Raw genomic sequence first — 15,627 nt, 5'->3', positions numbered from 1 at the left:
CCCCTTAACCTTCTTCCGAACTTTTCCGTTTCCTTCCGTACGACTCAACCCTCCCATTTGCTAATTTCTCTCATTTTCCCATTTCCAAATTTCCTAATTTTCTCATTTCCCACCTACCTGAATGCTAAATTCGTAATGATAATACGGTTGGTTGAGCAAAAATTCTTTATGTACGCGTGGCGACCAGCTGTCGTCACCTCCTACACCCATTTGAGCCTCATCGATATGCAAATAAGTGTGGTCTCCACGGTGCAGTTCTTGGGTTTCTTTGGATTGATTTAGCGCGTCGTCTGAATAGTCTTGCACGTTGAAATTAAATAGTTTAGGAGCACTGATGTACAGTTCGGTAGTACCCGAAAGGAGTTTGAGCCAACGGGTATCGGTATGATTGCCGTTTTCAGAGGGCATCACATAAGGGAAGTGCATATCCTTTACTGCACCGCTGTGAATACCCACAAAAGCCGATTCTTTTCTATCGGCATAAGTTTCATAAGGACCTTTGCCGTACCATTCCACTTTGTTAAAACTCTTGTCGAGCGTTAGGAGCATTCCCACTCTTGCCAAAGGAGGCACAGAGGCAGGTACTTCCACATTTGTGCTGATATCTATACGTCCGTCTCCATTGATGAGGTAAGTTACTTGTTGGCTGATATTGCCCGCTTTGGTTTCAATGCGGTTGTGTGCTACTATCTTCACTTGGGTTTCCCCTATGGGTGTAGCTTTCATTTCGGTAGCTGTTACCGTAGCTTCTTTTAATCCCGCTTTGCGCCAAGCTGAGGCATATGATTGTTCAAAACCCCCTTCATCGTTATCGGTAGGCACACGCCAAAAAGAAGGAACCATCGCTTCTGAAAGTAGGTTTTTCCCTTTATGCGTAAATTGACTTAAACCACCTGTTTTTTTGCTGAATACGGCTGTAAAATTGTCGCCTTTTACGGTGAAGTTTGTAGCTTCGTCAGTAAAGGTTAGTTTTTTATCGGAAGGCTTGGTGAGTTCTCTCTCAACACGGTTAGGGAAAGCGAGTTGTTCTTTGGCTACTTCAAAATCTTTTGAAGCCCAAGCAGTTGCCTTTTTATTCTTAAAACGGAAGTTCATAAAGTATTCCTTGCCGTTTTGTACCAATTTTGTATCGAAAGGTATTTGTAGAGCTCTTTGGCTTTGTGGGGCAATGTTCAAATCCTTGATTACCCCATTGGCGATAGGCTTGCCATTTTCGATAAGTTCCCATTGCAAATACACCTCATCGCTATTTACAAAGTAGTTGCTATTGCTGATGAGCACCAAGCCTGTGTTGATATCAATATCTTTTATATTGAAATACTGATATACCTTTTTCAGTTCGTGCATTTCGGGTTGAGGAACGCCTGTGGCATTTACCAATCCGTCGTTCACATTCGCTTTGTCGATATGATTGATGATGTTCCAATACTCTTTGCCGTTCTTATCTTTGCAACGCAACGCTTGATCTTTCCAGTCCCACGTAAAACCACCTTGGTAGCGCTCATTGGTAGCAAAAAGCTCCCAATACTTGCGGAAGTTGCCTAAGCTGTTACCCATAGAATGGGCGTATTCGCAGATAATCACAGGGCGTTTAGGGTCTTCGGTAAAGAGATTGTTCAGGTGGTTGAGCTCGGTGTACATATTAGAGATGATATCGTAATGCGAGAGTACGCCTGCATAAGCAGGGTTTTTAGACTCGTAGTGCACGGGGCGCTTTTGAGGGTCGAGTGCTTTTATCGCTTCGTAAGCTGCATCGAAGTTCTTACCCCAACCCGATTCATTCCCCATCGACCAATAGATGATACAAGGGTGGTTCTTGTCGCGGGCAACCATATTCACATTGCGCTCCACAATGTCCTTTTGCCATTCGGGGCGTTCGCCTATGTAGTAGCCACTCTCCCACAATCCGTGGCTCTCAATATTGGCTTCATCTACCACATATAATCCATATTCGTCGCAGAGGGTATACCACTCAGGCTGATTGGGGTAGTGAGAGGTGCGCACCGCATTGATGTTGTGCGTTTTCATCAGGATAATATCGTCAATCATCGATTGGCGGGTAATGGTGCGACCGTTATAAGGGTCGAACTCGTGACGGTTTACTCCTTTAAACTTCACAGGCTTGCCGTTCACAAGGAGTAATCCATTTGTTAGTTCAACTTTCCTGAACCCTACATTTTGAGTAAACGATTGTAACACTTTGCCTTTGGCGGTGAGCAAACTGAGTTCCACTTTGTAGAGGTTAGGGGTTTCGGCAGTCCATTTCAACGGATTTTTTACAGCTATTTGGGCACTAACGGTAGCTTCTTTTCCCGCAACAATATCCGCAATAGAGGCTTTTTCAGTGCCTATCACGTTGCCTTTACTGTCTTTAAGAGTGGTTTGTACCACAAGGGCATCGCTTACTTTTTCGCCTAAATTCTGTACCTCTACTTGCACCTGCAAGGTAGCATCGCGGTATTGCGCATCGAGTTGAGGATAAACCGAAAAGTCACGCATACGCAACTCGGGGGTAGCAAAGAGGTATACATCGCGATAAATACCGCTGAGTCGCCAAAAGTCTTGGTCTTCTATATAACTGCCGTCCGACCAGTTTAAGACTTTTACATAGAGCTCGTTTTTGCCTTTTTTTAGGTAAGGAGTGATGTTGAACTCGGCAGGTAGCATTGCATCTTCGTGATAGCCCACTTGCTTACCATTGATGAACAACTCCATCGCCGATTGCACTCCCGCAAAGTGAATGAACACCTGTTCGCCTTTCCATTTATTAGGCACAGTGAACTGCGTTCTATACACTCCCGTAGGGTTGTAGTCCTTAGGGGTGTAAGGAGGGTTCATCTCAAACGGATATTTGATATTGGTAAAAACAGGAGGGTCATATCGGTTGCTTTGCAGTTGCCAATTTGAAGGCACTTTTATAGCGTCCCATTGGGTAATGCCTTTGCCCAAAAAGAAATCGGCAGGCACTTGTGAAGGGTGCTTGAAGTAGGCAAACTGCCAATTGCCGTTGAGGAGTACTTTTCCAGCCGGCTCATAGTGGCTATGGCTTTTTTCGGTGTTGATACTGCTTACCGCTAAGTTTTCCCAATTGTGGGTTTGCGCTGTGCTGAGGCTACTCGCCAAAGCAAAAATGAATAAGAATAGAGTATGTTGTATTCTCATAATCGTTTACTATTTTATGGTTTGTTATTCTTCTATTGTAAAATGTTGTTCGTTATTATTATCGGCAGAATGTAAGCCCACCCACAGCAAGCACTCGCTGGGCTCAGTGTCTTTTTTTCCATTGATTCCGTAAAAGGCAAGTGCTTCGGAAGGCAGTTCAAAACGGACTTGTTTGCTTTCACCTGCTTTGAGAGATATTTTCTGAAACCCTTTCAATTCCTTTACGGGGCGACTAAAACTTGCTACTAACTGTCGGGTATAGAGTTGCACCACTATTTCGCCTTCGGTTGTTCCTGTATTCTGTACAGAGGCATTTACTATAATGCTATCGTTATAACGTTTCATACTTTTTTTATTTATATGCACATTATTAATAGCAAAGGTAGTGTAACTGAGTCCGTAACCAAAAGGATAAAGAGGCGTAATAGAACTATCCAAATAGCCTGCGTTATAATGAGGGCGGTGGTCTACTTCTTCATTATTTGTATATACAGGTCGCCCTGTACTCTTGTAGTTGTAGTAAATAGGAATTTGCCCTACACTGCGCGGGAAAGACATCGTTAAGTGTCCCGAAGGATTTACATCACCTACTATCACATCAGCAATACCATTGCCTCCTTGCGTACCAGGAAACCACGCTTGCAAAATAGCTTGTACATTCTCGTTTTCCCAAGAAAGGTCGAGCGGTCGTCCGCTAAAAGTAATGATAGCTATGGGCTTGTTTATGGCTTTTAGTGCTTCGAGCAATTGGCGTTGTGCTTGAGGCAAACGAATGTCGGTGCGCACCGCCGATTCTCCTGACCAGCTGCTCTGTTCACCTACGGCTACTAATACCCTATCGGCTTTGCGAGCCATAGCAACTGCTTCTTTGAGTTGTTCTGTTGAAATAGTTGTAAAACCACAGCCTTCGGCATAAAGAAGTTTTACGTTTGTACCCTTGTATTTCTCGGTAAGCCCTGTGAGTAAACTCACGCTTTGTTTGCCGTCACCTAAGCACGTCCAACTGCCGTTGATATCACTTGTGTTATTCATCATAGGTCCTATTACAGCAATCGTTTTACCGCTATCTTTTTTGATGGGTAATACTTCAGCTTCATTTTTCAAGAGTACTACTGAGGAAGCAACAACTTGTCGCGCTACTTTCAGATATTCCTCAGTAAAAGTATTTTCTTTGGCACGGGTTTCATCTAAGTATCGGTAGGGGTCATCAAAAAGACCTAAAAGGAACTTCATTTCCAATATATGCCTTACTGCTTTATCAATTTGAGCTTCGGTTGCTTTGCCTTCTTTTACTAAGGCACTAAGGTATTTAATAAAGGTTGCCCCGTTCATATCCATTTCTATTCCTGCATTGGCTGAGAGGTTTGCCGCTTGTTTATCATCTTTGGCTACCCCGTGTCGCACCAACTCGTTAATGCCTGTATAATCACTCACTAACAAGCCGTTAAAACCCCATTCTTTGCGAAGCACCTCAGTAAGCAACCACTTGTCGGCGGTAGCAGGTACACCGTTTATCTCGTTCAAAGAAGCCATTATACTGCCCACCCCTGCGTTTAGGGTCGCCTCATAAGGAGGTAAATATACATTGCGCAAGGTGTGCATAGATAGTTCAGCTGTATTATAGTCCTTTCCTGATTCGGCAGCTCCATAGCCGGCAAAGTGTTTACCACAAGCTAAAAGCGTGTGAGGGCTACTCAACGTTTGCCAATTGTCTCCCCCTTGAAATCCTTTTACGCGCGCTTCGGCAATGAGACTTCCTAAATAAGGGTCTTCGCCTGCGCCTTCCATTGCGCGTCCCCAACGAGCATCGCGGGTAATATCTACCATAGGGGCAAACGTCCAGTTAATACCATCGGCACTAGCTTCACGGGCAGCGAGTTCAGCTGTTTTACGCATCAAAGCCAAATCCCACGAGCAAGATTCAGCTAACGGAATGGGAAAGATAGTTTTATAGCCGTGTATCACATCTTGACCAAAGAGGATAGGAATACCCAAACGTGTTTGTTCTACCGCTATTTTTTGCAATTTTCGTATACCTGCAACCGAAGTAGCGTTAAAAATACTTCCTACCAAGCCTTTTTCGAGGTAAGGTTGGTACTTATCAGCCATTACAGGACCTGTAACCGACCAATCGGCTGAGAATTGTGTCATTTGTCCGATTTTTTCTTCAAGAGTCATCAAACGCAGTACAGAATCTACGCGCTGTTCTATGTGTTTATCGCCACTGAAACTCTTTTGGGTGAATTTTTCATTATCAGATTTTAGGATAGCGGGTGTTGCGCAACCTATCATAAGTAACGAAATAAGCGTTTTAAAGATGTGTTTGCTATATCTCATAGATACATTAACGTTTTTATAAAAAACACCTTCCTGCCTGTACCCTTCCCTTGAAATGAGAATTACATATTGCTTTGTTTTTATAATTTTGCCCTTTGCTCATCTATTAGGGCAGTAAGAAAACTAAGGAAAGAAGACAGGAAGATGCTATGGGTTTTCTAATACCACTACTATCGAACGCTTGAAGGCTGGAATCAATGCCTTTCCGTCATACATAGGCATATGTCGTTCCCATTGATCCGTCCAAGGGTCGTAAACACTGTAATGAGTATATTTTATATTTATGAGGTTGAGTGGTATTTCGAAATCTCGTTTCATTTGGGCAGGACGCCCCTCACGCAACTCTGTTTTCCAATTGTTAGTTAGGTCTCTGCACCACAATATCGTTTTTGTTTTGCCTTTTAGTCCGTAACAGGCTACAGCATTTCTTTTGAAATAGAAGGGTTGCATCGCTTCTTTCACGGGGTCAATTCCTTCAATAGCGTTTTTGAAACGCCCAAAGTGATACCACAATTGGTTAGGTTCTATGTAATGATCCCAATGCCAAGTATTGCCTGAACCTGCACTACCTCCAAAGAAAGGGGCAAAGATAAAATCGTGTAACAAAACGCCCTCTGTGTCTTTCGTATAAAGCGACGAAGGTCCTGCGTGGTTAGGGTTTACAGCTCCTATCTCATTGATGATAACAGGCTTGGGGTCGTTTTTGGTAAATGTCAACCCCATAGCTACGGCATCGGTTGCTAAATCACTCACAGCTCCTTTCACTATGGGATATTGATGCCACTTGTCGCCCTCGTCCAGATAACGGTGAATGCTCAAAAACTCGTTGTCAGGTATTACTGCCAGCTTCTTGTAGTAGTCGTCCATATAAGAGGCGTGCATACTGCCTAAGGTTTGGGTAACCAATTGCTCAGGGCATAACTTTTTCACCTTACCGAGCATCTCTTCGGTAAAAGGTAGCCACTCTGCTTCGGGTACTGCTGAATCCATTTCATTCCACAACTCCCACCCATATACATACGGGTGGTTTTGGCATTTTTTAGCAATCGCTCTGAGGCGTTTTAAGTAGGACTTTTTGCCTTTTTTAGTACTTACATACTCGCTTACATTCTTGAACTTGGTAGCTAGTGAATAGCTGTTACACCAAGAAGCCTCAGGTGAGATGTTATTAGAGATAGTACGCAAGTGATGCAGGGTGAATTTAAGGTAAATATGGTACTTTTCGGCAAGTTGTAGCAACTGTTCTATACGCGCTAACTTCTCAGGATTGTATTTTCCTTCCCTTTGGTCTTCTATTTCTAAGAACTCAGTGCTTATCCAGATGCGCATTGCATTTCCACCATTCTCGGCAAAGTGTTTAAAGTACTTTTCTATCTCTTCAAAATTATGCGATGGTAGATAATTGGTGCTAATAGGAATCCACGTCGCACCGTTTTTTTCAAAATAGCGCGGGTGGGTTTTGCTTACCGTTATATTTGCTTGTCCCAAACATAGCGGAGTGCTTAGGCAAAGCATTAAAAACAAAGCGTTTCTTAGTGTTTTATGTAGGGTTATGTTCATTTTAAATCAAGTAATAGGTAACAAGTTTTAAAAACGTTTTTGTTTTCATATGTAATAGTCTTTTTTATTACTTATTGTTTTATGAGAGTCGTTTTATAACACTTCTATTTTAGTTAAAGTGATATGATTATAACTATAAATTGCTGGGTGAATCCATTTTTTACAAAGAGTTTTTACCTCTCCTTGAATTTTTACTTTTATAGTAGTACCCTCTTCCTTATATTTTAAATCTCTTATTTTTTGAGGTAAAATATCCTCATTGCAAACTATAAAAAAATGAAACCCCTTGCCTATCCAAAATGTGTTAGGATAATAAGTATTTTGATTGTTTGCATAACTTATTTCTTCTTCAAGAGATTCTTTAATAGTCCAAACAGTAGGACTATTGCACCCACAATCTTCTTGTGGAGGAGTCTCTTTTTTTGAGCAACCGCACCCCACTATTGCCAATAACAGTAGTGCTAAAAACGTTTTTGTTTTCATAATGCTTTATTTTTATAAGTGATGTTTTTATTTGTCTTACGAAATTCAATCGTACAGAAAGCAGGCAGGTTTTTCTGATGAGCCTCTCAGAGTCCCTCCAACAAATCTGCTGATAATCCCGTGTGACTCACACCCTCATTTGCTCATTTCCAAATTTCCTAATTCTCTAATTTTTCCACCTGTCTTGCTACGACCTCGTCCCTAAATATCTTTGTTCACTTCAAGAGGCAATACTTCTACGGTTACAGTAGCGTTTTCAGGTAGTTTTTGTACTACCGCACCGTAGTATAACACTACAGGTCCAAATAGTCCAAGTAAGTCGAGGTCTACCGTAAGCACGTAGCTATTATTGTTTTTCTTGCTAAACCTACATTTCGCCTGTGTCATTTCAGAAAGCCCCTTTCTTCCTATGATAAGAGTCTGTGTACCGAAATCAATATCCTTAAATTCCTTTATAGTACTGAGGTCAGTATTAGGAAAGAGCGCTTGTAGGGCTTCTTTATTTTGGACAACTCGGTAACCATCTTGGGTAAGGGCAAAATTCACAAAACTATGCTCGGGTGTATTTGCTACAGTCGCAAAACTCTTAACCATTACAGCCTCAGGAAATGTTGTTTCCTCTTCTGTTTTAGAACAACCACAAGCTGTTATCACCAATAACAACATTGCTAAAAATGCTTTTGTCTTCATATATAATTGTTTTTAAGATTACTTACTGTTCATTTCAATTCCTACACCAAAGCATTTTCTATTATAAAAATACTCTTTGGCAGAAAGTCTTCTTTCGGGATTGTCGGCAACAGCCGAGTGTGTATATAGGGAGATGTTTTCACCACATTACCCTCGTCATTCGTCATTCGTCTCTCGTTATTACTTCCCTTTTCCATCATACTTCCCCTAGTGCCTATGGCCTAAGGCCTAGTGCCTCTTCCTCTTTCTTTCGCCTCGAAACCTCCTTTTTGCCATTTTTTGCATCGCTGTATTATACTATGAGTCAACTACTTATATACCCTTTCTATACCAATCGTCCAAGATTCGTATAAGCTTCCTATAAGCTCTCTATAAGCTAACCCCACCCTTCTCATAGCCCTTTTTCATCAAAAAGTCTCTTAGCCTCCTTCTGAAAAGCTTCGTTTCCTTCCGAAAATCCTAACTAGTCCGATTTGCCCTACAAGTTATACCTGTCAAAAACCCTTTTTTTATCATTACCCATTTTCTAATTCTCTCATTTCCTAATCTGCTAATTCACACCACAAAGTTATAAAATATTTGTCAATACAGCAATATGCTCTCTCTCTTTTCACTCTAAGTCAGTTTTTCCCTTTATTTATTTTTCGTTCAAGCCTTAACTTATTTTTTACTGACATACCCAGCTCTGAACCCTCTCTGGCTTTACCTTTTACCTTAATTCATTCTCACCATTGCCTCTTTCAGTCCGTTACTTGTAGCGCGTAGTTGTACCTTTCCGCCTTTTTCACCTGAGCGGATAATCACTTGGCATTTGCCATTAAAGAGTTTGCGCTCTACACGCTCTCCTTCGGCAAAAGTATCTTTCTCGTGCGAACTGGGGTCGCCGTTTCCTACTCCTATAATGCGAGCATCTCCTATAAGCTGAAACTGTATAAGGGCATCGGCATTGGGTACTTCACGTCCTTTTTTATCTACTACACTCACGTTCACTACTACGGCATCTTGCTTACCGGCTTTCAGTTGTGTTTTATGAGGAGAAAGCACAATCGCAAAAGGTTTTTCGGTAGTAGTTATTTCGGAGGTAATCCGCTTCCCATTCTTAGTGCCTACCGCTTTCAGCGTACCTTTTTCGTAGGGTACTTCCCAATATAAGTGTCCAAAAGCAGGTGTTTTTTGTTTGCCGAGCGTCTTTCCGTTCAAGAAAAGTTCCACTTCTTCGGTATTGCTATATACCCACACTTTTACCACAGTGTTTTGGGGTAGGTTCAGATTCCAATGAGGGGCTATGTGCAATACAGGCGATTCGCTCCAATGGGCTTTGTAGTAGTAATACACGTTCTTAGGGAAACCACACACGTCCATTACCCCAAAATGCGAACTAATATTAGGCCACGCAAAGGGGGTAGGCTCTCCGCGATAGTCGAAGCCCGTCCATACGAAACCTCCCATAAAACGAGGGTCGTTAGCAGTCGTGCTGTACCATTGCTGTGCTTGTGATGCCCAACTGGGGTAACTTTTGTCTTGGTCGAGCAGATAGGCGCGTAGGGTATCGGCTACAAAATGACCACTGTACCCCCCGGCTTTGTCGAGCACTATTTCCGGCAGATACACCCCTCGAGTACCCACGGTGCTGGCTACTTCGGTACCGATGATAGGTTGATTGGGGTGCGCTTTCTCATAATCGGTAAGACCATAGAGGTTGTAATTGAAGCCTCGTACAGGTATGGCAGCACTCACGCCTTCATTTTCATTACCTACGTTGGCGCCATAAGTGCTCACGCGTGAAGGGTCTAAATGCTCTTGTAAACTCACCAACGTACGAGCGATGCGCTCACCAGTTTCGGTGCTTTGTATTTTTTCTTCTTCATTCCCGATACACCACATAAAGACGCTAGCGTGATTGCGGTCGCGCTTGATAAGGTCTTCAAATTGTTGACGGTATTCTCGCCCGCTGTTTAAGAGTCGGGTTTCGTCCATTACTAATAAACCCAAACTGTCGCAGGCTTGTAGCACGGCAGGGCTATGAGGGTGATGGGCAGTGCGGTAAGCATTGGCACCCATCGCTTTGAGTAACCCAATACGATAATACTGCAACTCATCTAATAGTGCAGTACCTACTCCGGCGTGGTCTTGATGTACGCACACGCCTTTTATTTTTATTTTTTTGCCGTTGAGGTAAAAGCCGTCGGGTTGATAACTAAATGTGCGTACCCCAAAGCGGGTGTGAATAAGGTCGGTGGTCTTTCCGTTGGAAATGATTTTCGTTGTTAAGGTGTACAGATAGGGGTGCTCAGTGTCCCAAAGCTGTGCATTAGGAATGTTAAGGTTACTCTTTACAGTTACTTTTTCGTTAGAGGCAAAAGTAGTATTTGCAGATTTGTGAGTGGCTATTACTTTCTTTTCACGGTTAAGAATAGTCCATTCCACCTGAAATGTTTGTGAGCTTGTCTCTCGGTTATGCACAGTGGCTTCGGCGTACATTTCGGCTTGTTTGCCAATGCTTTTGGTATAGATAAAAACCTCTTCGGGGGAAGAGTGAACAGGGCTGTAAGAGTTCAGCCACACGTGCCGATAGATACCTGCGCCTTCGTAAAACCAACCTTCGTTTTGGGTAGCGTCTACCCTTATGGTAATCACGTTGGGTTTGCCAAAATGCACCAAATCGGTAATATCGTACTTTATTCCTGTATACCCGCTGAGGTGATGCCCTACATAAATGCCATTTACCCAACACCGACTGTCCCTAAAAATACCGTCGAATTGCAGTTCGATGTGTTTGCCAGCTTCGGATTTGCTGAGTTCAAAGGTTTTTCTATACCAACCGATACTATGCTCGGCGAAGGTACTGCCTAAGGCTTTATATCCGTGTGACCAATCACCTTTTTCACTGAAAGGGAGAGTTACTGCCCAATCGTGAGGAAGGTCTACGGTTTGCCACGTGCTATCGTCGTAGTCTATGCTCGAAAAGTTAATGCCTTTGGAAAGTGTTTTAGAGAAGTCGTTATACACGCGGTAATACAAATCTTTAGTAGGGTCGGTAGCGTGCCCTAAGCTGAATTTCCAACCGTTATCTAACAATATATGCTCCCTAATGGCTTGCCCATAGATGGGGTGAGCAAGCCATAGGAGCATACCGATGAGAAAGGGAAGAAACTTGTATGGATATCTCATTTACTTTTTAGGTACATATTTGTATACCTTTACCCAATCTACTTGTAGTTTGAGTTGTTTGGTAAAAGGTTTGTTAATGTCTTTTTCAGTTTGAAAGCATAAATGGTGAGGTGCTTTAGCCATTGCTATAGGGTCTTTAAGAGTCCATTCAAGTTTACCGTCGATGTAAATCTTTATGTACTCAGGAGCCCATTCCATTGCTACAATATGCCAATCGGTTTTGCTGTAGTTGCGGAAGCTCTGTTGATACTGTTGGTCTTTACCAGATACTGCATAATGGATATAGGTATTCCAAGCGTTGTCCTCGTGATTTGTTTCATAGATGTCGTTTTCGCCATCGTCAGGCCATTTTTCACTTTCAGGCCAAGTAAGTCCTAAACCGCTGGAAGATTTATGAGGGTCTTCGTCCATACGTATTCTGAACTCAAACTTACCGTATTTGTAGTTCTTTTTATGAGCTATTCCACCTGTTATAAACATTCCTTCGCGTTTATAATCTTTGTCGATAAGGCAATTCAAGAAGCCGTCTTTCACTTCTATGGCATAGGTACGGCGCGTATTCTCAGGTTTGAGTTTACCTTCTTTTTCGAGGTATTCATTGTCATACACAGCCCAATTATCTGTGTTTAAGGCATTGCCATCGAAGTTGTCTTGGAAGTCTAACACCCATTCAGTAGGGGTTTCAGGCATAGGGTTGTCTTCAATAGGAGTGTCTCCTCCCGATTTGTTACAGGCAGTAAGCCCGCACAATAACATTGTAATAAAACTAAAGGTTGTTGCGTTTTTCATATGTTTTTTAATTATCTATTTAATAAATTCATTTAAGGTGCTTTTTTAATAAAGATATCTGAAAAGGTCAAGTCTTCGTAATTGTTATCCCAGCTACCTATCTTTATCACAAAGTATAGTTTACCGGTTTTAGTAGCTGTGTAAGTCTTTTCCCCTGAAGCTAATTCCGACATCAGTCCGCTTTTAGGTGTTTTGATTTCTCCCGATAGGTCAAACACCTTACCGTCGTTGAAATCTTTGCCTTCTTCTGGTTCCCACTGACTTATATACACTTGTATCCAGCCCCACGCTTTACCTTTGGCGGTGAGTGTCATATCGTAAGTATAGGTTTCTCCTCCGCTTACTTCAATAGGCTGATAAATTACGTGGTTGAACATCTTTCCTTCGGTGCCCGAAGTGTAATGAATATTACCGTCGGTAATGGTGATATCAGCTTTTTCTGAAAGACCTCCATTGATGCCTTGCAATAGTATTTTCCAAGCGTCTTTCTTGATGCTAGTCTCTACCGGAGGTTTAGGAGGCTTAGGACTATTATCTTTCTTGAATACGATATCAGAGAGGGCTAAGTCCTCAAAGTTGTTATCCCAGCTACCTATCTTTATTACAAAGTAGAGTGTGCCGGTTTTACCAGCGGTATAGGTCTTTTGGTCTTGGATAGTTGAAAGTTCTGCAAATGAACCACTCATAGGAGAGGTGATGTTGTTTTGGAGTTCGAATACCTTGCCATCGCCGAAGTCTTTGCCTTCTTCGGGTTCGTGTTCACTCACATACGCTTGTATCCAACCCCACGCTTTTCCTTTGATTTCTACGTGCATATCGTAAGTGTAAGTCTGTCCTTTTTCTACGTTTACTGGTTGGTAAATCACGTGGTTGAACTTGCCACCCACTTTACCAGATGAATATTGGATATTACCATCTACGATATTAATCTTAGCATCGGCTGTAATTTTTCCGTCTATACTTTGTTTTAGAATCTTCCAAGCGTCTTTTTTGAGCATATTTTCCACAGGAGGCTTAGGAGGCTCAGGAGGTGTAGGCAAGAATTTTGCCCCATCAATCACTACTATGGTAGTTGCTTTGTTTTGGAGGATTCTCTCATTGCCATAAATGCTTACTGCCAAAGCGATGCGATTCTTGTAGTAATCGGGGTGGTCGGTAAGGAGCTTTTGCACATCCACTTCTAAGTAGAAAGACTCTTCATTCTTACCAGAAGGGATGATAGCGCTTTCAGGCAGAGTGTAAGAACCTTCGGGTAGTACAACAGCTGGTTTTTTCTCATCGTTTTTGTACTTTTCTACATAAGCATTGGTAGCTTGTGCATCCACTTTTACTTTTACAGAAAAACCTTCGGTAGAGAGACCTGAATTTTTCACGCCCAATACTATTTTCAATTTCTTGGTAGTCTCGTTGAAAGTGTAGTTTTCGGAGTTTCCGCCGAAAGGCACATTGTATTCATTACCTCCGTTGTTCAAGGAGGCTTGTGGCATATAGATATTGTTTATACCAGGGTCTTCAAATACATCGTCTTTTTTACAAGCGATGAAGGCTACGAATAGGAGTAGCAATAATGTAATGTTTTTTGTTTTCATATATAAGAGTTTGTCCTCACCCCCTCCTTCTCCCCCTCCCCCAAGGGAAGGGGGAGAGAATTCGCAAAAGCGATGAGGTTTGTTATTCAGTTATTTTTTTCAACTTGACGTATTTCTTCACTCGTCATTCGTCATTCGTCACTACCAACCAGGGTTTTGTTTTACAATTCCGTTAGATTTATTGATTTCGCTATGAGGAATAGGGTAGTAATACATCTTTTCGGTAAAAGTGCGCTTTTCTACTTCTTTTACTTGATAGCTAAAATGATTACCGTTTTTGGTAGCTTGCACTCCCGTAAGCGGCTCATTGAGCACGGTAGTAGCGTCTTTCCAACGGCGCAAATCCCAATAGCGGTGTTCTTCAAAGGCGAGTTCTATACGGCGTTCGTGTTTTACTTTCTCTCTGAACTCTTCTTTTGATGCTGTAGTAATCGCAGGCATTTCCACACCCGTTCTGCCTCTCACCAAATTGATAGCCTCTTTGGCAGTGAGTGCATAACCATTGTTAGCATCGGGTCCGTAGGCTTCGTTCATCGCCTCGGCATAGTTGAGGTAAATTTCAGCCAAGCGGAACACTATCCAAGAGCGGAGTCTTTTCTCGTCTTGTACTAAATCGAGATTATCGTTCAAAAACTTTTTGAGGTAGTAGCCTGTGCGTGAAGCGTTTTTGGCGTTGTAGTTGTCGGCGCCACCTGCGTATATTTCCATTGTACGTCCGTTCCACTGACTGTTGTTGGTTACTATCGTATAGCCGAGTCGAGGGTCGCGATTGGCGTATATATCATTAGGGTTGGGGGTGCCTTTGTACTCATAAGCACTCACCAAATTATGTGAAGGTGTGATGCCGCTGTTGCCTCCTGCCGTGCCAATAGGGTAGTTTTTCCTTTCCAAATCATTGGTGGCACTTTGGCGAATAGCAAAAATGGTTTCTGAGCTTTTGGCACTTCTGTCGCCGAGGAACAAATCGCGGTAGCTATTGTCAAGGCTGTAGAGATTTAAGCTGAGGAGCTCATTGGCAGCACTGGCAGCTGCTTTCCACTTGTTTATATCGTTAGTGGGGTTGTACAACGGACTTGCCGCATAAAGCAACACTCTGGATTTGAGAGCTAAGGCAGCGCCTTTGGTAATACGCCCGTCTAAGCCAATATCAAAATCTCTTCCCCAATTGGTAATCAAGCTATCTTTGGAAGCATCGATTTCACTCACGATATAGTTCACAACCTCGTCCACTGTGTTGCGAGGCAAATGCGTGTTACTATCGGCGGAAAGCGTTGTTTTTACAAGAGGCACCCCTCCGTAGCGTTTCAGTAGTTCGAAATAGAAATAAGCTCGCAACACGCGGTTTTCAAAGCGCAAAGCCCTTATGCTCTTTACATCGCGATTGTAGTTGTTAATGTCGTTTTGAGTGATAAGGTTGCGGTTCTGCTTTAAGAAAGAAGCATAGTTAGGGAAAGTTTCCAAGAAATAAGTAGCCGCTTGTATGCCTTCGTAGTTGTAAGCATACGTATTATCGGGGTTGTTGGTGCTATTCCAGCTTCCTTCGTTAAAAACTTGAGTGTTTGAAGGCGAAAGCGTATATTCAGCCTCGTCGCTCACTGCTGCAAACAGATTGCCATCGATGGCATCAAAGCGGTTTTGCAAACGCGTATAGGCAGCATAACCAAAGTCGTACAACACTTGGTAATTGGTTTTTATCTGCTCGTCGGTATCGTAAATATCTTCTTTGGTGTCTAACACATTACACCCGATAAGTGTACTCATCAGCGCAATGCAGCTCACTGCAAAGATTGTTCTGCTCGGTTTATTACTCTTTAACATAGCGATATATTTTCGGTAGTTCATTTGT

9 protein-coding genes are annotated in these 15,627 nt (G+C 42.5%); all 9 read right to left on the bottom strand.

What is annotated here, in order from left to right; all coding sequences use genetic code 11:
* Nucleotides 1–102: 102 nt before the first annotated feature.
* On the bottom strand, nucleotides 103–3,162 hold the full coding sequence (locus tag C3V44_RS07495; protein WP_106096046.1) for a glycoside hydrolase family 2 TIM barrel-domain containing protein: 3,060 nt from the start codon (nucleotides 3,160–3,162) through the stop codon (nucleotides 103–105).
* Between the two features lie 24 nt (nucleotides 3,163–3,186).
* Nucleotides 3,187–5,499 (bottom strand): beta-glucosidase BglX, encoded by a 2,313-nt coding sequence (gene bglX / locus C3V44_RS07490; protein WP_106096045.1) that lies wholly within the window; start codon nucleotides 5,497–5,499, stop codon nucleotides 3,187–3,189.
* Nucleotides 5,500–5,646: 147 nt separating this feature from the next.
* The gene (locus C3V44_RS07485) at nucleotides 5,647–7,059 is read right to left on the bottom strand and encodes a cellulase family glycosylhydrolase (RefSeq protein WP_106096044.1); all 1,413 of its coding nucleotides are present in this window, start codon (nucleotides 7,057–7,059) and stop codon (nucleotides 5,647–5,649) included.
* Between the two features lie 93 nt (nucleotides 7,060–7,152).
* Nucleotides 7,153–7,542, bottom strand: a complete 390-nt coding sequence (locus tag C3V44_RS07480; RefSeq protein ID WP_048745689.1) for a hypothetical protein — start codon at nucleotides 7,540–7,542, stop codon at nucleotides 7,153–7,155.
* A gap of 201 nt (nucleotides 7,543–7,743) precedes the next feature.
* Nucleotides 7,744–8,232 (bottom strand): hypothetical protein, encoded by a 489-nt coding sequence (locus tag C3V44_RS07475; RefSeq protein WP_106096043.1) that lies wholly within the window; start codon nucleotides 8,230–8,232, stop codon nucleotides 7,744–7,746.
* A gap of 714 nt (nucleotides 8,233–8,946) precedes the next feature.
* Nucleotides 8,947–11,403, bottom strand: a complete 2,457-nt coding sequence (galA, locus tag C3V44_RS07465; RefSeq protein WP_106096042.1) for a beta-galactosidase GalA — start codon at nucleotides 11,401–11,403, stop codon at nucleotides 8,947–8,949.
* Nucleotides 11,404–12,192: a glycoside hydrolase family 16 protein gene (locus tag C3V44_RS07460; protein WP_009417047.1), complete on the bottom strand. Its 789-nt coding sequence runs from the start codon at nucleotides 12,190–12,192 to the stop codon at nucleotides 11,404–11,406.
* A gap of 32 nt (nucleotides 12,193–12,224) precedes the next feature.
* The gene (locus tag C3V44_RS07455; RefSeq protein WP_106096041.1) at nucleotides 12,225–13,781 is read right to left on the bottom strand and encodes a DUF1735 domain-containing protein; all 1,557 of its coding nucleotides are present in this window, start codon (nucleotides 13,779–13,781) and stop codon (nucleotides 12,225–12,227) included.
* 141 nt (nucleotides 13,782–13,922) lie between these two features.
* Nucleotides 13,923–15,623 (bottom strand): RagB/SusD family nutrient uptake outer membrane protein, encoded by a 1,701-nt coding sequence (locus C3V44_RS07450; RefSeq protein ID WP_106096040.1) that lies wholly within the window; start codon nucleotides 15,621–15,623, stop codon nucleotides 13,923–13,925.
* Nucleotides 15,624–15,627: the final 4 nt, after the last annotated feature.

The sequence above is a fragment of the Capnocytophaga sp. oral taxon 864 genome, from assembly GCF_002998835.1.
Lineage (GTDB): Bacteria > Bacteroidota > Bacteroidia > Flavobacteriales > Flavobacteriaceae > Capnocytophaga > Capnocytophaga ochracea.
The sequence above is the reverse complement of the archived record's forward strand: the minus strand, read 5'-3'. Positions and strand labels throughout refer to the sequence as shown.